This is a genomic window from Mesorhizobium sp. WSM4313 (assembly GCF_002294725.1).
In the GTDB taxonomy this organism is placed as follows: domain Bacteria; phylum Pseudomonadota; class Alphaproteobacteria; order Rhizobiales; family Rhizobiaceae; genus Mesorhizobium.
Window position 1 is genome coordinate 136,792 of record NZ_NSFT01000004.1, and the last position, 21,535, is coordinate 158,326.

General features: G+C 64.2%; 17 protein-coding genes and 1 tRNA gene. 9 read left to right on the forward strand and 9 right to left on the reverse strand.

Features of this window, described 5'->3' with window-relative positions; genetic code table 11:
* Window positions 1-195: 195 nt before the first annotated feature.
* Window positions 196-489: a type II toxin-antitoxin system ParD family antitoxin gene (locus CK219_RS11235; RefSeq protein WP_095766843.1), complete on the forward strand. Its 294-nt coding sequence runs from the start codon at window positions 196-198 to the stop codon at window positions 487-489.
* A 4-nt stretch (window positions 490-493) separates the two neighbouring features.
* On the forward strand, window positions 494-859 hold the full coding sequence (locus CK219_RS11240; protein ID WP_095766844.1) for a type II toxin-antitoxin system RelE/ParE family toxin: 366 nt from the start codon (window positions 494-496) through the stop codon (window positions 857-859).
* 59 nt (window positions 860-918) lie between these two features.
* Here the strand turns inward: CK219_RS11240 and CK219_RS11245 are convergent.
* Window positions 919-995 (reverse strand) — tRNA-Pro (locus CK219_RS11245).
* Between the two features lie 190 nt (window positions 996-1,185).
* On the opposite strand from CK219_RS11245, the gene CK219_RS11250 reads away from it, so the two are divergent.
* Window positions 1,186-3,426, forward strand: a complete 2,241-nt coding sequence (locus tag CK219_RS11250) for an AGE family epimerase/isomerase (protein WP_095766845.1) — start codon at window positions 1,186-1,188, stop codon at window positions 3,424-3,426.
* Here the strand turns inward: CK219_RS11250 and betB are convergent.
* The 5 genes from betB to betI are packed head-to-tail and all read right to left on the reverse strand — an operon-like array spanning window position 3,420 to window position 9,695.
* Window positions 3,420-4,883 (reverse strand): betaine-aldehyde dehydrogenase, encoded by a 1,464-nt coding sequence (gene betB, locus CK219_RS11255; RefSeq protein ID WP_095766846.1) that lies wholly within the window; start codon window positions 4,881-4,883, stop codon window positions 3,420-3,422. The genes CK219_RS11250 and betB overlap by 7 nt on opposite strands.
* Window positions 4,884-4,932: 49 nt before the next feature.
* Entirely contained in the window at window positions 4,933-6,585 is a 1,653-nt protein-coding gene (betA, locus tag CK219_RS11260; protein WP_095766847.1) for a choline dehydrogenase, read from the reverse strand.
* Window positions 6,578-7,579, reverse strand: coding sequence for a threonine/serine dehydratase (locus CK219_RS11265; protein ID WP_095766848.1), 1,002 nt, complete (start codon window positions 7,577-7,579; stop codon window positions 6,578-6,580). The genes betA and CK219_RS11265 overlap by 8 nt, the downstream gene beginning before the upstream one ends.
* A complete protein-coding gene (gene betC, locus CK219_RS11270) occupies window positions 7,579-9,108 on the reverse strand; it encodes a choline-sulfatase (protein WP_095766849.1) in 1,530 nt (509 codons plus the stop codon). The genes CK219_RS11265 and betC overlap by 1 nt, the downstream gene beginning before the upstream one ends.
* Window positions 9,105-9,695 carry a transcriptional regulator BetI gene (gene betI / locus CK219_RS11275; RefSeq protein ID WP_095766850.1) on the reverse strand — a complete coding sequence of 197 codons (591 nt, stop codon included), beginning with the start codon at window positions 9,693-9,695 and terminating at the stop codon, window positions 9,105-9,107. Before betI ends, betC begins: the two co-directional genes overlap by 4 nt.
* 187 nt (window positions 9,696-9,882) lie before the next feature.
* Here betI and CK219_RS11280 point away from each other — a divergent pair, with 187 nt between their 5' ends.
* From CK219_RS11280 to CK219_RS11290, 3 genes are all read left to right on the forward strand, one after another.
* Window positions 9,883-11,049: an acetyl-CoA acetyltransferase gene (locus CK219_RS11280; RefSeq protein WP_095767166.1), complete on the forward strand. Its 1,167-nt coding sequence runs from the start codon at window positions 9,883-9,885 to the stop codon at window positions 11,047-11,049.
* 53 nt (window positions 11,050-11,102) lie between these two features.
* The gene (locus CK219_RS11285; protein ID WP_095766851.1) at window positions 11,103-12,107 is read left to right on the forward strand and encodes an asparaginase; all 1,005 of its coding nucleotides are present in this window, start codon (window positions 11,103-11,105) and stop codon (window positions 12,105-12,107) included.
* Window positions 12,108-12,206: 99 nt separating this feature from the next.
* Window positions 12,207-13,019: a class I SAM-dependent methyltransferase gene (locus CK219_RS11290; RefSeq protein ID WP_095766852.1), complete on the forward strand. Its 813-nt coding sequence runs from the start codon at window positions 12,207-12,209 to the stop codon at window positions 13,017-13,019.
* Here CK219_RS11290 and CK219_RS11295 read toward each other — a convergent pair.
* Window positions 13,016-14,392 (reverse strand): TIGR03808 family TAT-translocated repetitive protein, encoded by a 1,377-nt coding sequence (locus tag CK219_RS11295; RefSeq protein WP_095767167.1) that lies wholly within the window; start codon window positions 14,390-14,392, stop codon window positions 13,016-13,018. The two genes, CK219_RS11290 and CK219_RS11295, sit on opposite strands and share 4 nt — an antisense overlap.
* Window positions 14,393-14,498: 106 nt before the next feature.
* Between CK219_RS11295 and greA the strand changes: the two genes are divergently transcribed.
* Window positions 14,499-14,981, forward strand: a complete 483-nt coding sequence (gene greA / locus CK219_RS11300) for a transcription elongation factor GreA (RefSeq protein ID WP_095766853.1) — start codon at window positions 14,499-14,501, stop codon at window positions 14,979-14,981.
* A 298-nt stretch (window positions 14,982-15,279) separates the two neighbouring features.
* Here the strand turns inward: greA and scpA are convergent, their stop codons facing one another.
* Entirely contained in the window at window positions 15,280-17,403 is a 2,124-nt protein-coding gene (scpA, locus tag CK219_RS11305) for a methylmalonyl-CoA mutase (RefSeq protein ID WP_095766854.1), read from the reverse strand.
* Entirely contained in the window at window positions 17,400-18,842 is a 1,443-nt protein-coding gene (locus CK219_RS11310; RefSeq protein WP_095766855.1) for a methylmalonyl-CoA mutase subunit beta, read from the reverse strand. The genes scpA and CK219_RS11310 overlap by 4 nt, the downstream gene beginning before the upstream one ends.
* A 248-nt stretch (window positions 18,843-19,090) precedes the next feature.
* Between CK219_RS11310 and CK219_RS11315 the strand changes: the two genes are divergently transcribed.
* Together CK219_RS11315 and CK219_RS11320 are read left to right on the forward strand one after the other, a co-directional pair.
* Entirely contained in the window at window positions 19,091-20,614 is a 1,524-nt protein-coding gene (locus CK219_RS11315; RefSeq protein ID WP_095766856.1) for a helicase HerA-like C-terminal domain-containing protein, read from the forward strand.
* A gap of 394 nt (window positions 20,615-21,008) precedes the next feature.
* Window positions 21,009-21,437 carry an AraC family transcriptional regulator gene (locus tag CK219_RS11320; RefSeq protein WP_224545686.1) on the forward strand — a complete coding sequence of 143 codons (429 nt, stop codon included), beginning with the start codon at window positions 21,009-21,011 and terminating at the stop codon, window positions 21,435-21,437.
* Window positions 21,438-21,535 lie beyond the last annotated feature (98 nt).

Here is a 21,535-nt window from a genome sequence, read left to right on the forward strand (position 1 = left end):
TCAACCCTGGTTCGCCGTCCTGCGGTCCCGCGCATCCAGGAGCATGGCGGGTTGCCATTAGGCCAAAGTGAGAAACCGTTGTCGAGCGTTGTCGCACGATTCTGTTTTCGAAGATCAGACATCGTTCGAGCGACGGGATTGGCATAATATGCTATCCCCCTATATCATGCCTGTTGAATTGGAGCTGATACCGCGATGCCGACCCGCAATGTTGTCCTGACGGAACACCTCGAAGAGGTGATCGATCGGCTGGTGAAAACCGGGCGTTATCAGAACGCCAGCGAGGTATTGCGTGACGGCTTGCGGCTGATCGAGCAGCGCGAGGCGAGGGAGTCGGCAAAGCTGGCTGCGCTCCGGGAGGCAGCCAGCATCGGTTTCCACGACATCGAGCAAGGCCGTTTCGAGGATATTGCTGGAGACAGTCTCGAAAAATTTATGAATGGCCTGGGGCGGCAGGCAAGCTTACGCGCGAAAAAATCAGGCTTGTAACGCCATGGTCCTGTACCGGCTTTCAGCAGCCGCGAAGGAAGACATCGTTCAAATACTCGCCTACACGGAAGTCAATTTCGGCGAGATCGCGCGTGTCCGTTACGAAGGGTTGCTGATTGCGGCGCTGCGCGACATTGCTGCCGATCCCGAACGGGTGGGCAGCATCGCCCGCGCGGACCTGGGAAACAATATCCGCAGCTATCACTTGCGCTATAGTCGGGATCGAGCACGGACCGAACACGGCATTGTTCTGCGACCACGCCATTTCCTGCTCTACCGGATGACGCTTGAGGTCATCGGAATTGGCCGCGTTCTCCACGACGCGATGGAACTCCGGCGCCATCTGCCGGAGAGCTACGGCGACGATTGACGGCAGTCCGGATTTCAGACGGATGGCGATTTCGGGAAAGGCCAAGTGCTTGTTTTTTCTGGTCGGAGTGGCAGGATTTGAACCTGCGACCCCCTCGTCCCGAACGAGGTGCGCTACCAGACTGCGCTACACTCCGTGACCAGACCGCGGGCTTATAGCTGCCGCTTTCCGATCCTGCAAGCGGCAATGGCAGTCCTTCTGTCGCATTTCCTTTCTTTCGCGGAGCTTGCCCGAGTGGCATAGGATTTGGCTGTCGGGTAAAGGTGGGCTTAAAGGCTTTTGTCGTAAGTCCGACCCATGGAGCCGGACTTTTGACAGGGTCGTTCATGAGCCAGCGCATCGTCAGTTTCGTCATGAGCGGCGGCGTCGGGTCGCGGCTGTGGCCGCTATCGCGCGAGGATAACCCCAAGCAGTTCCACGACTTCTCCGGCGATGGCTCGATGCTGGCCAAGACCGTGCGCCGGCTGGCGGCGCGCACGCAAGGCGAGACGCCGATTTTCCTGATCGCCTCGGAGCGTCACGCCGACCGCGTCCATGCCGACCTTGCCGGCATCGATCTGGCCGGCGGCGGACCGCTGTTCGAGCCGACGGGCCGCAACACGGCCGCCGCCGTGGCGCTGGCCAGCCTGCGCACGCTCTCCGACTATGGCGACGAATTGGTTCTGGTGGTGCCGTCCGATCATGAGATCTCGACGCCTGGCCAGTTCTGGCAAAGCATCGAGGCGGGCGCTGCCGCGGCAAATGCCGGCCGGCTCGTGGTGTTCGGCCTGAAACCGACACAGCCCGAGACCGGCTATGGCTATATCGAGGTCGGGGCAGGCCAGGACGGTGTCTTCGACGTCTCGCGCTTCGTCGAGAAGCCCGATCTTGCCACCGCGCAGGCCTATGTCGACGCCGGCAGCTTCTACTGGAACACCGGCATCTTCCTGTTCCGCGCCGGCGCCATGCGCGACGCCTTCGCGGCCCATGAACCGAAAATCTGGCGGACGACGGAAGCCGCCTACAAGGCTGCGACCAGCGATCTGTCCGGCCTCTATATGCCGCTGGACCTTTATTCCGCGATCCCGTCGACCTCGATCGACTACGCCATCATGGAGCAGGCGAAAGATATCGCCATGGTGCCCGCCGGCTTCCGCTGGAACGATCTCGGCTCCTGGCAGTCGCTGCTCGATGTCGGCCCGTCCGACAAGGGCGGCAACGTCATCGTTGGAGACGTCGTCGCCATCGATTGCGAGAATTCCTATATCCGCAGCGAGAGTCGGCTGCTGTCGGCCATCGGCATGAAGGACGTGGCGATCGTCTCCACGGCCGATGCGACGTTCGTCGCGCCGGTCAGCCACAGCCAGCACGTCAAGAAGATCGTCGAGCAACTGGAGAAATCCGGCCGGCTCGAAACAAGGTTCACGCCGGCGCATGACCGCGTCATCGAGAGCGGCGCCTGGCGGCGCCGCGTGCGCCACTGGCTGTTCGAGGAGACGCTGCCGCTATGGTCGACGCTCGGCGTCGACGAACGCCATGGCGGCTTCCACGAGGCGCTGGGCTTCGACGCCGCGCCGCTGATGAAACCCAAGCGCATGCGCACCCAGGCGCGTCAGGTCTATGCTTTCGCGGTCGCCAAGGAGCGCGGCTGGGACGGCCCGGCCGACCGGCTGATCGCGCACGGCATCGACTTCATGGCGGGGCAGGGCCGCACCGATCGCGGCGGCTGGGTGCGCACGCTCAACATCGACGGCTCGGTCGCCGATCCGGTCGAGGATGCCTACGACCATTCCTGCGTGCTTCTGGCGCTCGCTCACGCCCATATGTCGGGCCATCCCGACGCGTTGCGGCTCGCAGAGGAGACATTCGCCTTCCTCGACGCGCATCTGGAGGATGCCCGCCTGACCGGCTTTCTGGAAACCTCCGACGGCGCGGAGGAACGGCGCTCCAATCCGCACATGCATCTGCTCGAGGCCTTCCTCGCCTGGCACAAGGCGACGGGCGAGCGCGCCTATCTGCGCCGCGCGGCACGCATCATCGATCTTTTCCGCAGCCATTTCTTCGATGCCGAAAGCTGGACACTGGGTGAATATTTCGACGACGGCTGGAAGCCGGCGGCGGGCGAGAAGCGGAGCTGGACCGAGCCTGGCCATCACTTCGAATGGGCCTCGCTGCTGGTCGATTTCGCCGCTCGCAGCGGCCAGGGCGAACTCACCGCTTTCGCGCGCAAGCTCTATGCCTCGGCCGTTGCCAACGGCCTCAACCGCGCCACCGGCCTCGCCTATGGCGCCGTCTCGCGCCAGGGACTGCCGCTCGACACGGTCTCGCGAAGCTGGCCGCAGGCCGAGGCGATCAAAGCGGCGATCGCGCTGGACGGCTCGGGCGGACCGGACCTCAAGCCCGAGATCGAGGCGCGCGTCGGCCGCCTGTTCCGCTGGCACATAGATCCGGCGCCGCTCGGCCTGTGGATCGACCGCATCGACGAGCGTGGCCGTTCGCTGGCGACCGACGTGCCGGCCAGCATCTTCTACCACCTAGTCTGTGCGCTGACGCAGTATCTGGACGGAACGACGGAGAAGTCTCAGTAGGGCGCTGCCACGTCCCCCGTCTCGACATAAACCGCCTTCAGCTGCGAATAATGCGCCAGCGCGGCCAGCGAATTCTCGCGGCCGATCCCGGACTGCTTGACGCCGCCGAAAGGCATTTCCACCGGCGTGAGATTGTAGGCGTTGATCCAGCAGGTGCCGGCCTGCAGCTCGGCGATGACGCGATGCGCGCGCGGCAGGTCGCGCGTGAACACGCCCGCCGCCAGACCGAATTCGGTATCGTTGGCGCGCTCGATCACCTCGTCCTCGCTGCCGAATTTGAGCACGCTCATCACCGGTCCGAAAATCTCCTCGCGCGCGATCCGCATGGTGTCGGCGACATTGGTGAACACCGTAGGCTCGATGAAAAAACCGCCTTCGAAACCCTGCAGTGACGGCAAATTGCCGCCGCAGGCTAGGCTGGCGCCATCCTGCTTGCCGGCTTCGATATAGGACACGACCTTGTCCTGCTGCGCCTTGCTAACCAGCGGACCCATCTGCGTTTCCGGATCGAGCGGGTCGCCGATGCGGATTTTCTTGGTGCGCTCGACAAGCCGCTCGACGAAGCGGTCGTGCAGGCCCTTCTGCACGAAGACGCGCGTGCCGTTCGAGCAGATCTGGCCGGTAGAGTAGAAGTTGCCGAGCATGGCGCCGCCGATGGCGTTCTCGAGATCGGCGTCGTCGAAGACGATCAGCGGCGACTTGCCGCCGAGCTCCATCGTCGCGTGCTTCATCTTCGAGCCGGCAAGCGACAGCACCTTGCGGCCGGTCGGCACCGAGCCGGTCACCGAAACTTTTGCCACGACGTCGTGGCCGACAAGACCGGCGCCGACATCGCCATAGCCTTGCACGACATTGAACAGCCCGTCGGGCAGGCCGGCCTCTGAATAGATCTCGGCCAGCGCCAGCGCCGAAAGCGGTGTGTTCTCCGACGGCTTGAACACCATGGCATTGCCCATGGCCAAGGCCGGCGCCGACTTCCAGCCGGCGATCTGGATCGGATAGTTCCAGGCGCCGATGCCGACGCAAACGCCGAGCGGCTCGCGTCGCGTGTAGGCGAAGGGTCCGCCGAGATCGATCATCTCGCCATTGAAGGCGGCGACCGCTCCGGCGAAATATTCCAGGCAGTCGGCTGCCGAAGGGGCGTCGGCCACCAGCGTCTCCTGGATAGCCTTGCCGGTGTCCAGCGTCTCGATGCGGGCCAGATCGGCATTGCGTGCGCGCAGGATGTCAGCTGCGCGGCGCAGGATGCGGCCGCGTTCGACAGGCTTCAACCGTGCCCAGGCCGGCTGCGCGGCCCGGGCGGCTTCGATGGCGAGCTCCAGAACGTTCGGCGTCGCTGAATGCAGCGTTGCGATGGTCTCGCCCGTCGCCGGATAGATCACCGGCAGCGGCGCACCGCCTTCGTCCTCGATGTAGCGGCCGTTGACGTAGTGCGATGCCGTCGGTTGGGCGCGCATGGCTTTCTCCAGAACTGTTGGCCGATCGGGCGGTCTGCCCGACAATGCCCTATCGGTCCGCCACCTGCCAGCGCGGATTGATCCACGGTTCCTGGTTGGATGGCGCCAGCGGCGTTCGGCCAAGGATGTGGTCGGACGCCTTCTCGCCGGTCATGATCGAGGGCGCGTTGAGGTTGCCGTTGGTCACCCGCGGGAAGATCGAGGAGTCGGCGACGCGCAGCCCCTCGACGCCGATCACCCGGCATTCCGGATCGACGACACTGGTCAGGTCGTCGGCGCGGCCCATCCTGCAGGTGCCGCAAGGATGGTAGGCGCTCTCGGCATGGTCGCGGATGAAGGCGTCGAGCTCGTCGTCCGACTGCACATGGCTGCCCGGTGAAATCTCCTTGCCGCGAAAGCCGTCGAAGGCTTTCTGGCCGAAAATCTCGCGCGTAAGCCGGATGCAGTGGCGGAACTCGCTCCAGTCGTCCGGATGCGACATATAGTTGAAGCGGATCACCGGCTTGGCCTTCGGATCGGGCGAGCGCAAGCTCACCGAGCCGCGGGACTTCGAGCGCATCGGGCCGACATGCGCCTGGAAGCCGTGCGACTTCGCCGCCGACTTGCCGTCATAGCGCACGGCCGCCGGGATGAAGTGGTACTGGATATCGGGATAGTCGATGCCGGCCTGCGAACGCACGAAGGCTGCCGCCTCGAAATGATTGGTGGCGCCAAGGCCGGTCTTGAAGAACAGCCATTGCGCGCCGATCAGCGCCTTGGAGAAGGGATTGAGCACCGAGTTCAGCGTGATCGGCTTGGTCGATTCCTGCTGGATATAAAGCTCCAGGTGGTCCTGCAGATTGGCGCCGACGCCCGGCCGGTCGGCAACCACCTGGATGCCGTTTTCCTGGAGATGCGCACCCGGGCCGATGCCTGACAGCATCAGGATCTTCGGCGAATTGATCGACGACGCCGCGACGATCACCTCACGGCGCGCCTTAACGACCTGAATCTTTTTGTCAGCTTCGATCTCGACGCCGATCGCGCGTTGATTCTCGATTACCACGCGCCGGGCGAAACCCTTGAGCAGCCTGACATTTCCGCGTCTGAGAGCCGGCTTGAGATAGGCGTTCGCCGCCGACCAGCGGCGGCCGCCCAGAATGGTCTGTTCCATCGGCCCGAAACCTTCCTGCTTGGAGCCGTTATAGTCGTCGGTCAGCTCGAACCCGGCCTGGCGGCCCGCCTCAACGAAGGCGCCGTAGAGCGGATTTTTCCGAGTGCCGCGCTGCACATGCAGTGGCCCGCCTTTGCCGCGCCAGCCATCCTCGCCGCCGTCGCAATCCTCCATGCGCTTGAAATACGGAAGCACGTCGGCAAACGCCCAGCCTGCGGCGCCCTGTTCGGCCCAGTGGTCGAAGTCATGCGCATGTCCGCGCACATAGACCATGCCGTTGATCGAGGACGAGCCGCCGATCACCTTGCCGCGCGGGGTGGCAAGCACGCGCCCGCCGAGATGCGGCTCGGGCTCGCTGGCGAACCCCCAGTCGTAGAGGCTCATATTGAGCGGGATCGATAGCGCCGATGGCATCTGGATCAGCGGCCCCATATCGGTGCCGCCGAACTCGATGACGATCACTGAATGCTTGCCGTCTTCCGACAGCCGGTAGGCCATGGCCGAGCCGGCGGAGCCGGAGCCGATGATGACGAAATCCGCTTCAAGCATTGTTCATGTGCGCCATAAAGTCGGCGAGCGAGACATTGCCGCCGGTTGCAACCACAAGGACGGTCTTGTCCTTCACATCCACCTTGCCGCCGAGCAGCGCCGCGAGCGATGCCGCGCCCGAAGGTTCGAGCACCAGCTTCATCCGCTCGAACGCGATCTTCATCGCCCGCCGCACCGAGGCGTCGTCGACGGTGACACCGCGCACCCCGGCAGCGCTCACCGCCGCGAAGGGCGCGTCGCCGGGCTTGCGCGCCATCAGCCCGTCGCAGATCGATTTCGGCCCGATCGGCATGGTCTCGATCGCGCCATGCGCCAGCGACGAGCCCATGCCGTTGAAACCTTCCGGCTCGACGGCGATGATCTCGGTCTTGGGCGACAGATAGTGGAAGGCCAGCGAAACACCGCCGATCAGTCCGCCGCCGCCGACCGAGCAGAACACCAGGTCGGCCTGCGCCTTCTTCATTGCCAGCTGGTCGAGCGCTTCAAGCCCCGCGCCGGCCTGGCCGGCCACGATCTCAGGATCGTCGAAGGGATGCAGCAAGGTGAGGTGCTCGCTCTCGGCGATCTCGCGCGCCTTTGCAGCCGCAACTTCCTCGCGGGCGCGCTCGCCATGGTCGGTCAGCACCACGCGCGCGCCATAACCGGCGGTCGCGTCGCGCTTGGCGGCGGGCGCGTCGATCGGCATGACGATGGTGACGGGAATGCCCAGCGCCTGGCCGGCCGCCGCCAGCCCTTGCGCGAAATTGCCGGAGGAATAGGCGACGACCCCCTTTTTCGCTTCATCCGGCGAAAGCCGGTTCAACCGCCAATAGGCGCCGCGCACCTTGAAGGAGCCGGCCCATTGCAGCGACTCCGGCTTGACGAAGATCCGCGCTGCACCTGTCTCTTTTGCGAGCGCCGCCGACTCCAGCAGCGGCGTCACCTGCGTGGCCGTCGAGGTGACGGCATAGGCCTGTTTCAGATGGTCGAGTGTGGGAACGAGAACGTCAGCCATTATTCGCCTCTCGGATAGCGTTTGCTCTCTTCGAGATTGTCGAGGTTCATGTGGTTGCGCATGTAGCGTTCCGACGCCTTCTGCAGCGGCTGGAAATCCCACGGGTAGTAGGCGCCGTTGCGCAGCGCCGGATAGACGACCCAGCGGCGCGCCTGGCTTTCGCGCACGGCGGCGTCGAAGGCAGCCATGTCCCAGCGGGCCCTGACCTTGTCCATGAACATCGCCACCAGGCCTGCGTTCGCCGGATCCTCGGCGAGGTTGTCACGCTCGAGCGGATCGGTATCGAGATCGAACAGTTGCGGCGCGTCGAGCTCGCAATGGACGAATTTGTATTTCCCGTCGCGCATCGCGACCAGCGGCGCGTAGGAGCCTTCGGCCGCATACTCCATCAGCACCGGCCCGCTTCGCGCCCTGCCGTCGAGCAGCGGCAGCAGCGACTGGCCGTCGGTCCACGGCGCGATTGCGGCGATGTCTATGCCGGCGAGGTCGCAGAGCGTCGGCGTCACGTCGAGATTGGAAACTGGTGTCTTGATCGGCCCGGCCGGAACGCCCTTGCCGGCAATCATCAGCGGCACGCGGGCAGATCCCTCGAAGAAGCTCATCTTGAACCACAGGCCGCGTTCGCCCAGCATGTCGCCGTGGTCCGAACAGAACAGGACAGTGGTGTCGTCGAGCATGCGGGTACGCTTGAGGACGTCCAGAATCTCGCCCAGCTTGTCGTCGACATAGGAGATGTTGGCGAAATAGCCGCGCCGCGAACGGCGCACCTGTTCCGGCGTGATCTCGAAGGCTTGATAGTCGCTGGCCCGGTAGAGCCGTTGCGAATGCGTATCCTGCTCGTCATGCGGGATGAACGGGGTTTCAGGATCGAGCGCCTGGCAGTTCTCGTAGAGATCCCAATATTGCTTGCGCGCCACATAGGGGTCGTGCGGATGCGACAGCGAAACGGTAAGGCACCAGGGACGGTGACCCGCATCGTCCTGCTCGCGCGACAGCTGGTAGAGTTTTTGCGTGGCCAGGAACACGACCTCGTCGTCATACTCCATTTGGTTGGTGATCTCGGCGACGCCGGCACCGGTGACCGAACCCAGATTGTGATACCACCAGTCGATCCGCTCGCCGGGCTTGCGGTAGTCCGGCGTCCAACCGAAATCGGCGGGATAGATGTCGGTGGTCAGCCGCTCCTCGAAACCGTGCAACTGGTCGGGCCCGACGAAGTGCATCTTGCCGGACAGGCAGGTATAATAGTCGGCGGCGCGCAGATGGTGGGCGAAGGTCGGAATGGAAGACGTGAACTCGGCGGCGTTGTCATAGACCCCGGTGCGCGATGGCAATTGCCCGCTCATGAACGAAGCGCGGCCAGGCGCGCAGAGCGGCGAGGCGGTGTAATTGTTGGCGAAGCGCGCCGAGCGCGCGGCAAGCGCCTTCAGGTGCGGCGCGTGCAGGAAGTCCGCCGGGCCGTCCGGAAAGAACGTGCCGTTGAGCTGATCGACCATGACGATCAGGAAATTGGGTCGCCGGGTGGTCAAGGCAGGCTCCGTCCGTTGAGCTTGGTTTCGAGATAGTCTTCCACGAGCGCGATCGCGGTCTGCGCGTCGGGCACGCCGTCTTTCAGCGCGCGGCGGATGTAGAGCCCGTCGATCAGTGCCGCGGTCGCTTCCGCCACACGGTCGGCCTCGGTCCGAGGCAGGATGCCGGTCAGCCCGCTCATCAGGTTCGAATTGAGCCGGCGCGCATAGATGCGCAGCAGCCGCCGCAGCTCAGTCGATTTCTGCGCCTCTACATAGAAGGCGAGCCAGGCGGCGATGATCTGTGGCTGGAACTGATCGTCGGAAAAGCTGACGGCGACGACGGCCGAGACGCGCTGGCGCGGCGTGGCGGCGAGGCCGAACGCGCGTCTTGTGTCGGTGTTGAGCTCGGCGAGGATGTGCCGCATTGTGGCGAAGAGCAGTTCGTCCTTCGCTCCGAAATAGTGATGCGCCAGCGCCGACGACACGCCGGCGCGGCCGGCGATCTCCGACATCGTCACGTCCAACGACCCGCGCTCGCCGATCGCCGAGATCGTCGCGTCGATCAGCGCCTTGCGGCGCACTGGCTCCATTCCGATTTTCGGCATTTTGGAATCCGGTTCTGCGGTTAGATTATTTTTTATTGACGGATCAATCAATAAAAAATCGACGTGAGATCAACCTTTCATTTCGATCTGGCCCATGCCTGGGGCTGGAAAACGGTTCACTATTGAACAATATTGAATCACGAGCCGCGCGCGATCGTGCTAGGCTGCGGCGCAAATGGAGGCTGCCATGACCGCATGCATCGTCGGCTGGGCGCATTCGCGCTTTGGCAAGCTCGAAGGCGAGACGCTGGAGGGCCTGATCACCAAGGTCGCCGTCGAAGCGCTCGACCACGCCGGCATCGGTCCGGACGATGTCGACGAGATCGTGCTTGGCCATTTCAACGCCGGCTTCTCGCCGCAGGATTTCACCGCGAGCCTCGTGCTCCAAGCCGATGACCGGCTGCGCTTCAAGCCGGCGACGCGCGTCGAGAACGCCTGCGCCACTGGCTCGGCCGCCGTCCGTCAAGGCATCCGCTCCATCGACGCCAACGCCGCTCGCATCGTGCTGGTGGTCGGCGCCGAGCAGATGACGACCACGCCCGGACCCGAAATCGGCAAGAACCTGCTCAAGGCCTCCTACCTGCCGGAAGATGGCGACACGCCGGCAGGCTTCGCGGGCGTCTTCGGCAAGATCGCGCAGGCCTATTTCCAGCGCTATGGCGACCAATCGGACGCGCTGGCCATGATCGCCGCCAAGAACCACAAGAATGGCGTCGACAATCCCTACGCCCAGATGCGCAAGGATTTCGGCTACGAGTTCTGCCGCCAGGAAAGCGAGAAGAACCCGTTCGTCGCCGGTCCGCTGAAGCGCACCGATTGCTCGCTGGTCTCCGACGGCGCCGCGGCGCTCGTTCTCACCGACACGGCGACGGCGCTGAAGATGCGCCGCGCCGTAACTTTCCGCGCCAACGAACATGTCCAGGACTTCCTGCCGATGTCGAAGCGCGACATCCTCTCCTTCGAGGGTTGCGAGCGCGCCTGGGAGCAGGCGCTGAAGAAGGCCGGCGTGACGCTCGACGACCTCTCCTTCGTCGAGACGCATGACTGCTTCACCATCGCCGAGCTGATCGAATACGAAGCGATGGGGCTCGCCAAGCCAGGCGAGGGCGCCAGGCTGGCGCTGGATGGCACGACGGCAAAGGACGGTCGGCTGCCGGTCAACCCGTCCGGCGGCCTGAAGGCCAAGGGTCACCCGATCGGCGCTACCGGTGTCTCGATGCATGTGCTGACAGCCATGCAGCTCACCGGCGAAGCCGGCGGCATCCAGGTGCCGGGCGCAAAACTCGGCGGCATCTTCAACATGGGTGGCGCGGCGGTCGCCAACTACGTTTCCATCCTCGACCGGATCAGGTAGAAGCGGCCCGCATCAAAGCGCGCCCTCCTTGGGCGGCGCGTGCGGGAGGCAACATGACAAATCCGGTTCTGGTCGAAGTCACGCGCGGCGAGGTGGTCGAAAGCGCCCACCGCGGCGCGGTCTCCGTCTTCGACGCCGACGGCAAGGCCGTCTGGGAGATCGGCGATACGGACCGCCCGGTGTTCCCGCGCTCGGCGGTGAAAGCAATCCAGGCATTGCCGCTGGTCGAATCGGGTGCCGCCGATGCCTACGGCTTCGGCAACCGCGAGCTGGCGCTGGCCTGCGCCTCGCATTCGGGTGAGCCGGCCCATGTCGAATTGGCCAACGCGATGCTCGCCAGGGCAGGCCTCGACAGGACGGCGCTGGAATGCGGTGCGCACTGGCCCTCGAGCCACGACGCCACCATTGCGCTCGCCCGCGCCGGCAACATGCCCAACGCTTTGCACAACAACTGCTCCGGCAAGCATTCCGGCTTCCTGTGCACCTGCGTGCATGCCGGCATTTCCCACGCTGGCTATGTCAAAGCCGGCCACGCTTTGCAGGAGATGGTCCGCGACGCCATGCAGTCCGTGACGGGAGCGGCGCATGACGTCGACCATTGCGGCATCGACGGCTGCTCGATCCCGACCTACGCCGTGCCGTTGAACAATTTTGCTCAGGGCTTTGCCCGCATGGCGACGGGCAGCGGCTTTGTGCCCGAGCGCGCCAAGGCGGCGAAGCGGCTGCTTTCGGCCTGCATGGCCGAGCCGTTCCTGGTCGCGGGCACCGGCAGGGCCGACGTCGCGCTGATGCAGGCGGCACCCGGTCGCATCTTCGTCAAGACCGGCGCCGAAGGCGTCTATTGCGCGGCATTGCCAGAGCTTGGCCTCGGCATCGCCTTGAAATGCGATGACGGGGCCGGCAGAGCGGCGGAGGTGATGATCGCCGCCGTGCTGGCGAAGCTGCTGAACGGTGATGAAGCGGTTGCGGCAAAGCTCACCGAGCTTGCCCATCCTCCGGTCGAAAGTCGCGTCGGCGCCAAGGTCGGCTTGCTGCGGCCGACAGCGGCGCTCAACTAGCGCATCGGCTTACTGACGCGCATCTGCCGCGCGCGTGAACCCAAGACAGAAAATTATGTGCTAGTCTCCCTCACCATCAATCGATGCTGGGCGCTGGCTATGCTGGAAGCGGACAAGGTGTTTGCCGGGTCAATCCCGGAAAATTACGATCGCCATATGGTGCCGCTGATTTTCGAGGCCTATGCCGCGGAGGCCGCGCAACGTGCGGCGTCTTTCTCACCCTTGGCCATTTTGGAGACCGCCGCGGGCACCGGAGCCGTCACCCGTGCCTTGGCGCCGAAACTCTCTCCTGGTGCCAGCTACATCGTAACCGACCTCAACCAGCCGATGCTCGATTATGCGGCTTTTCGCCAGGGGCCCGACAGCCGCATTACCTGGCGCCAGGCGGATGCCCTGAAGCTGCCTTTCGAGGATGCGGCCTTCGACCTCATCTGTTGTCAGTTCGGCGCGATGTTCTTTCCCGACCGTTCCGCTGCCTACCGCGAGGCAAAGCGTATGCTGAAGCCCGGCGGACATTTCCTCTTCAGCGTCTGGGATCGCATCGAGGAGAATATATTCGCCGATGACGTGACGAATGCTCTCGCCAGGATATTTCCGCATGATCCGCCGCGCTTCCTGGCGCGCACGCCGCATGGTTACCACGACAAGGACCTGATCCGCAGCGACCTCGAAGCCGCGGGATTCTCCGATGTGACGATCGACACCAGGGCCGAGCAGAGCCGCGCATCCTCGCCACGCGTTCCCGCCATCGCCTACTGTCAGGGCACCGTGCTTCGCAATGAGATCGAGGCCAGGGAGGCCGGAAGATTGGAGTCGGCAACTGACTACGCCGAAGCCGCAATAGCCGACAGACATGGTAGCGGCGAAATTGCCGCCAAGATCCAGGCGCATATCATCGTGGCCGTGGCCTAACTCACCTTGTTGCGCTCCACGGTAAGATGCGCGTAGCCGGTATCGGTTGACTGCGTGAGGTCCCCGGTCACTGGATCGGCCCAGCGCTGGCCAACAATGGCGCCGTTTTTCGCGCCGTCGATGACATTGTCCGAGATCACGGCGCTGCCGGAACCTTCGACGACCGAAACGACGATGCCGGTGCCCGCCTTGCGGATGATGTTGCCTGTCGCCACGACATTGCGCAGATAAGGACCCCAGCCGAGCTGCATGCCATAGAGCGGCGCGTTCTCGACGACGTTGCCGGACACCGTTGTGTCGGCCTCGGCGCTGATGCCGACGCCGAAGCCGGGCGGATCGGCGGTGTAGGGGCCGATGGTCGAGAGGTTGCGCACGATATTGTTCGAGCAGACGGCCATCCGCCCGCCTTCGTTGAAATTGACGATCGAGATGCCGTTGGCGGCGCCGTCGACCAGATTGTTGCTGATGATTGCGCCTTCGAAGGAGAATTCCGAATAGATCCCGGTTTCGCCCGAGCGCGAGCAGGTGTTGCCGGTGATCTGCAAATTGCTTGAGCTGTTGGCGCGGACCGCGGTGAAAGCACAGTCGGAGACGACGTTGCCGGAGATGATGACGTTGTCGGCGCGGAAGGCATTGATGCCGTTGCCGTTCTGCCCGGTGCCGCCGCTGCGCGCGCCGATCCTCTGGACGCGGTTGCCGCTGACGATGGTGCTGTCTTCCGCAGCCAGCCAGCGATGCACCAGAATGCCGCCATTGGCGCAATCGGAAACGGTGTTACCCGAAATCTCCAGCCCGCCGGCCTCGACTGAATAGATGCCGGCATCTGCAGCACCCGAAATATCCGAGCGACCGACGCGACCGACGGCATGCTCGAGCGCCAGCCCGTTCTTGCCGCTGCCGGTCACCTGGCAATTGTCGATGACGAGATGGGCGACACGGCGCAGGTCGAGCAGCCCCTTAGTGTAGTCGGCTAGCCAGCGGTTGGCGCCGTCGAGCACCAGCCCGCTGAGCTCGATATGCTCGGCTTGTTCGGCCATCATCAGATGGCCGTTGCCGCCATAGACGATGCGCGTCGCGCCTGGCACGCCCGACAGGCGCACGCGCGCGGGCAGCTTCAGGTTTGAGACGAGATAGCTGCCCGGCGGCAGGAATACCGGCTGGTCGCGGTCGCTGGCCTCGGCCAGCATCCTGGCAAAAACCTTGCTCTGGTCGTCGACCGCGCCCGGCTGCACGCCGATCTCCGTGGCGTTGATCGAGCCGCGCATCGCGGCCATCTCGATGCCCGGCAGCGACTTGGCCGATGCCTTGCCGGCAAAGACGCCGGCAATGGCGAAGCCGGCGGTCCGGGCAAGCAGCGTTCGTCTGTTCAACATCGGCACAGGTCCTGGCGTTTCGCCCTGTCTGTCGCAGGAATCGTGCCAAGGCGGGCTCATCGGCAAACCGCTTGTGCAGTCGCCTCGCCAAGCCTAAGTTCACCCCATGAGCAGAGCTTTCACGCGCGAAGAAGACAGCGAGAACGCCATTGCCGGCGTCGGCGAACGGCCGGTCAGCACGCACCGCAACCTGGTGACGGAGCGCGGCCTGGCGATGATCGAGGACAATCTCGCCGAGCTGCGCGACCTGATGGCCAAGGCTGAAAGGCGCGGCGACCGCGAGCGCCTCGCTGTCGTATCGCGCGACCTGCGCTACTGGACCGCGCGGCGCGAAAGCGCGGAGCTTTCCGTGCCGGAGCCGGGCAGCGACGTGGTGCGCTTCGGCATGGGCGTGACGCTGGAAGGCGACGACGGCAAGAAGGTGCATTGGCGCATCGTCGGCGAGGACGAGGCCAATCCGTCGAAGGGCAGCATTTCCCATGTCTCGCCGATGGCCGTGGCTCTGTTCGGCAAGAAGATCGGCGAGATCGTGACCGTCAACGGCAAGGAATGGGAAATCGTCAAGCTCTCGGACAAGGTCGAGAACTAGCAGCCAAGCCTAATTGCCAGCTGCTGCAATCCAGCTTCGTATTTGTCCGTGACATCGCGAGCAGCGTTCATTTCCCGTTTGTAGTTGTGTGGCGGATTGGCCTTAGAATGACGCCGTCGTCGGTTTCGGCGATCTGGAGCTCATCGCCGACCTTGGAGGCTCAAGCTGTCAAGCATTTCGCGTGGCAGTAGCAAGGCCCCCGATCCGTCCTCAAGCCTCTGGACGACTGTCAGAACATCATCGCGCCATGGTTGCATCTATTTCCATAGAACAACCTTTTGGCCAAATCAGCAAGCCCTCACTGATCGGCCAGCAACCGATCCATCAGCCGGTTGGCCGCTTCCGGGATGACGGTTCCCGGCGGGAAGATCTCCGCCGCGCCCGCCGCCAGCACCGCGTCGTAGTCTTGCGGCGGGATGACGCCGCCGGCGACGATCAGCATGTCGCCATGGCCGAGTTTCTTCAGCGCATCCTTGAGTTCTGGGATCAGCGTCAGGTGCCCGGCGGCTAAGGAGGAGGCGCCGATAATGTCGACATCGTGCTGCACCGCGAGCTTCGCGATCTCGTCCGGCGTCTGGAACATCGGCCCGACGGTCACGTCGAAGCCCAGATCGGCGAATGCGCTGGCGATCACCTTCTGGCCGCGGTCATGGCCGTCCTGGCCCATCTTGGCGACCAGGATGCGCGGTTTGCCGCCGGATTTCTTTTCGAACGCTTCGATCTTCTCCTGCAGCCGCTCAAGCCCCGGGTTGTCGCCGAGCGCCTCGCGATAGACGCCGAAGATCGTCTGCACCGCCGCCGTGTGGCGGCCGAATACCTTTTCCAGCGCCAGCGAAATCTCGCCGACGGTAGCGTTGGCGCGCGCCGCGCGGATCGCGAATTCGAGCAGGTTCTCGTCGCCCTCGGCGGCACGGGTCAGCGCCGCCAGCGCATCCTCCAGCGCCGCGACGTCGCGTGTGCCTTTCAGCCGCTGCAGCTTCGCCAATTGCCTGGCCTTCACCTCGGCATTGTCGATCTTCAGCACATCCACTTCGATATCCGTCTGCGGCCGGTGCGCGTTGACGCCGACCAGCACCTGTTCGCCGGAATCGATGCGCGCCTGCGTGCGCGCCGCCGCCTCCTCGATGCGCAGCTTCGGGATGCCTTTCTCGATCGCCGCCGCCATGCCGCCGAGGCTTTCCACCTCCTCGATATGGGCGAGCGCGCGCTCCGCCAGATCATGCGTCAGCCGCTCGACATAGGCCGAGCCGCCCCAAGGATCGATCATGCGCGTGGTGCCGGATTCCTTCTGCAGGATGAGCTGCGTGTTGCGCGCGATCCGCGCCGAATGGTCGGTCGGCAGCGCCATTGCTTCGTCGAAGGAATTGGTGTGCAGCGACTGGGTGTGCCCCTGCGTCGCCGCCATCGCCTCGATCATCGTGCGGGTGATGTTGTTGTAGGGATCCTGCGCCGTCAGCGACCAGCCCGAGGTTTGGCAATGGGTGCGCAGCGACAGCGAGCGCTCGTCCTTCGGCGCAAAATTCTTCTTCATCAGGCTCGACCACAGCAGCCTTGCGGCCCTGAGCTTGGCGATCTCCATGAAGAAGTTCATGCCGATCGCCCAGAAGAAGGACAGGCGCGGCGCGAAACGGTCGATGTCGAGGCCGGCGGCGACGCCGGCGCGGGCATATTCGATGCCGTCGGCGATGGTGTAGGCAAGCTCCAGATCGGCCGTCGCGCCGGCTTCCTGCATATGGTAGCCGGAGATCGAGATCGAGTTGAACTTCGGCATATGCCTGGAGGTGTAGGCGAAGATGTCCGACACGATCCGCATCGAAGGTTTCGGCGGATAGATGTAGGTGTTGCGGACCATGAACTCCTTCAGAATATCGTTCTGAATGGTCCCGGCGAGATCGTTCTGGGCGACGCCCTGTTCCTCCGCCGCCACGATGTACAGCGCCATGATCGGCAGCACGGCGCCGTTCATCGTCATCGACACCGTCATCTCGTTGAGCGGAATGCCGTCGAACAGCTGCCGCATGTCGAGGATGGAATCGATCGCCACGCCCGCCATGCCGACATCGCCGGCGACGCGCGGATGGTCGCTGTCATAGCCGCGATGCGTGGCGAGATCGAAGGCGACCGACAAGCCTTTCTGGCCGGCCGCAAGGTTGCGCCGGTAGAAGGCGTTGGATTCCTCGGCTGTCGAGAAGCCGGCATATTGCCGGATCGTCCAGGGCTGCTGAACATACATGGTCGGGTAGGGGCCGCGCATGAAGGGCGGCAGGCCGGGAAAGGTGTCGAGATTGGCAAGACCCTTGAGATCGCCTTGGCCGTAAACATGCTTCACGGCGATGCCTTCCGGCGTCATCCGCTGACCTCTGAGCTCGACCGGCGCGCGACGCGGCTCCGACCAGCCGATCTGGCTGAAATCCGGGATCATGATCCGGCTCCGATCGACTGATCGATGCGCACCGGAAACAGCGGCTCGCAGGTCGCCACGCCTTCGGTCAGGGCCGGACGCCGTTCCCGCGGCAGCGTCTCGACCGGACGCTCCACCGGCGCGCGGTAAAGCGTCGTGCCGACAATGCCGCGCTCGCCCGATCGGTAGGCGCCGTTGCGCTTGGCGGCGGCCGTCTGCACTCGGTTCTGGATATAGCCCTGCTGCAGGCTGGCGAGCACGCCGCCCTCGGCCTCGATGCGCTGGAATTCTTCCCAGGCCGCGGCGCAGAGATCGTTGGTCAGCGCCTCGACCGAACCGGAGCCGCAGGCCGGATCGGCGACACGGCCGATGTGGCTTTCCTCGGCCATGATCAGCTGCGCGTTGCGGGCGACGCGGCGGGCAAAGCCGGCCGGCAGCCCATGCGTGATGGTATGCGGCAGGATCGAGATCGAATCTGCGCCGCCGGTTGCCGCCGCGAAGGCCGCGATCGCCGTACGCAAGATGTTGGTCTCCGGGTCGGCCATCGTCATCATGCGATAGGAGGTCTCGGCATGGATGCTGGCGGTCGAGGCCGGGATCGAGCAGGCTTCCTGGACGCGCGCCCAGAGCTTGCGCAACGCCCGCACCTTGGCCATCGACAGGAACTGGTCCTGGTCCACGCTGAGCGCGAAGCCGATATAGGGCGCCGCATAGACCAGCGGCTGGCGCGCCTTCTCGAACATTCTGAGATAGGACACGACCGATGCCATCATCGTGCCAAGCTCCTGCGCCTCGGTGGCGCCGGCATTGTGGAAGACGCGGCCGTCGGCCTCGAGCAGCACGCCCGGCACGCCCATCGAGAAGAAATGCGCCAGCGACTGCGGCATCGATTCCTGCAGCGCCTCGATCGAGGTGCGCAGCCGCCCGGTTCCGGCGAAGATCGCTGCCGGGTCGATGCCGAAGGAAAGGTTGAGCTTGGCCGGATCGGAGCGGCGGCGGCTCAGGAAAGCCAGCAGCCAGTCGGCCACGGCGCGACTCCAGGGGTGCGCGTCGATGCGCACCTGAACGCGGTTGAGCGGCACGCCGTCGAGCACCCTTTCCAGCGCCTCCGCGGTGCGCGGCAAGCCGTAGCCGAAGGCATTCGGCGCACCTTCGAAGACAAGCGACAGGCCAGTGGCACCTTGGGCGATGTCTTCCAGGGCTTGCGCGCTGGCCCGGGCGACATCCGGGTCGTCGACGCGCTGACTGACGATCCAGGGCGCGGTCGGATTTGTACGCGGCAACGGCTCGGCGGTCGTCGAGCGTTGGCTGAGCGGCTCGATGCGGATGCCGTCATCGGTGTGGGAGACGAGCTTTTCCTCGAAAGAACCGCCGGCAAGCGCCTTTTCCGCCAGCGCCCGCCAACGCTTGGCGTCCGGGTTCGGAAGGTCGACATCCCTGGTCAAGGCGCCGGCGCCCATCGCTCTCCTCGCTTCTCGGCCGCATCAGCCGGTCAAGCCAATCTAAGGTCAGGAACCGGATATCACAATGCATCATCCGGCCGGGTTCTCTCGGCCAGCCAATCGATTGCCAAACATGCACCGAATCCGCAAGCGCCAAAGGCCAAATTCGCTGCTCCCCAAAATCGAGACTGGGCATTGCCGCATGCGACCGGCGTTACTATACCTCGGGAGAGGCCTTTGAGCGGAACAGATTGCGGAGACCGGACATGGTTGACGAGACCAGTATCTTCATCGGCGCCAGCCGCAAGCCCGACGATTCCTATCAGCGCGCCGAAGAGCTGCTGCTGCGCTACGGCAACCGCCACGGCCTCGTTACCGGGGCCACGGGCACCGGCAAGACCGTCAGCCTGCAGGTCCTGGCCGAGGGCTTTTCCAACGCCGGCGTGCCTGTCTTCTGCGCCGATATCAAGGGCGACCTTTCCGGCATATCCATGATGGGCGAGGCCAAGGATTTCCTGGTCAAGCGCGCCGAGCAGGTGAAGCTCGATCCTTATCAATTCCAGGAATTCCCTGTCATCTTCTGGGATCTGTTCGGCGAGCAGGGCCATCCGATCCGCGCCACCATTTCGGAGATGGGCCCGCTGCTTTTGTCGCGGCTGATGAACCTCACGGAAGCTCAGGAAGGCGTCATGAACATCGCCTTCCGCATCGCCGACGAGGAAGGCCTGCTGCTGCTCGATCTCAAGGACCTGCAGGCGCTGCTCGCCAACATCGCCGAGCGCGCCGACGAACTCAGCGCGCGCTACGGCAATGTCACTAAGCCTTCGGTCGGCGCCATCCAGCGCACGCTGCTGGTGCTGGAGAGCCAAGGCGCGGCGAACTTCTTCGGCGAGCCGGCGCTGCGCATCGCCGACATCATGCGCACCACGCGCGACGGCCGCGGCGCGATCAGCGTTCTGGCCGCCGACAAGCTGATGATGAACCCCAGGCTCTACGCCACCTTCCTGCTTTGGCTGATGTCGGAGCTGTTCGAGGAATTACCCGAGGTCGGTGATCTCGACCGGCCAAAGCTGGTGTTCTTCTTCGACGAGGCGCATCTTCTGTTCGAAGACGCGCCGAAGGTGCTGATCGACCGCGTCGAGCAGGTAGTGCGGCTGATCCGCTCCAAGGGCGTCGGCGTCTATTTCGTCACCCAGAACCCGCTGGACATTCCGGAAAAGGTGCTGGCCCAGCTCGGCAACCGCGTCCAGCATGCGCTGCGCGCCTATACGCCGCGCGAGCAGCAGGCGGTGCGCTCGGCCGCCGAAACCTTCCGGCCCAATCCCGATTTCGACTGCGCCACCGCCATCACCCAGCTTGCCACCGGCGAGGCGCTGGTCTCGATGCTGGAGGACAAGGGCGTGCCGGCCATGGTCCAGCGCACGCTGATCCGGCCGCCGTCATCGCGGCTCGGCCCGATCACGCCCGAAGAGCGCCGCAAGATCATCGCCGAGAGCCCGGTCGCCGGCCAGTACGACGAGGCCATCGATCGCGAATCGGCCTTCGAAATGCTGCAGAAAAAGGCCAAGGAGGCGCAGGACGCCGAGGCTCAGGCACAACAGCAGAACAGCGGCGGTTCGCGCTGGACCATTCCGGGCTTCGACGATGTCCTGGGGACAGGCAACCGGCGGTCTTCCAACCGCCAGACCGTGGCCGAAGCCGCCATCAAGTCGGTGGTGCGCTCGGTCGGCTCGTCCGTCGGCCGCGCTATCGTGCGCGGAATTTTGGGAAGCCTGGCGCGAGGCCGCTGAAGCAAAGAGACGGTACCGCGCGGAGCGCGACGCGAATCACGCCTGTAAGCTTCGACGTCGGGCGAAACCCGCTTGCCGTCGCGCGAATCCGTCGCGGAAATGCGCCGCCCCGGAAAGCTGCCCTCGTTACCTCGCGACGATCAAATCTTACCTGCCGACGGGTAAGCCGCATCAGCGGCAGCTAAAACTTTTCGCAAGGGAACTTTTCCCAGCAGAACCGCAATTTCATGAAATACCGGACGCGCCAAATCATGGCCTTTGACGTGCTGTTGCCGGGGGGCAAACTGGATAGCGCCGACAGCACGTGCGATCACGAATTATTGTGGCCAGGGAACCGAAAGCGCCCGCTAAGGTTGGGCCAAGACTGCGGAGGGCTGAGCATCAGGAGTCCAAGTTGCGGCGCGATGACGATCTGCAAGCTTGGTATTCGGAAATTCCTCCTGAAAGGCGGCCGCTGCTGAACGCGAAAGGTGGGCTGTCGCTCGGCCACGCTCGCCTCGTGGCGCAATTCCTAAGCGAAAACTTTTCGCGCAAGCTTTCGCTCGCCGAAATGGCCGCTGTGTGCGGGCTGTCGCCTTACCATTTCGCCCGTGCTTTCTCCAAGACGTTCGGCGTGACGCCGCATCAATATGTTCTTGCCCTTCGCCTTGACTTTGCCGAGAAGCTGCTGGCCGACAGGCGCATGTCGATCACGGACATCGCCTATCTGAGCGGCTTCTCGAGCCAGAGCCATCTCACCACCACGATGAAGAAATACCGCGACGTAACGCCAATGCAGGTGCGAGAGAGGCTGGTTCAATCGGGGGCCGGCAGGCAGGGCTAATTCCCGCGCAGTTATCTATGGATCGGCTTATAAAAGGTATTACTAAAGTAATTTTGCGTTAACCCATGGAAGATCTACGGTATATTTTCAGATAAACA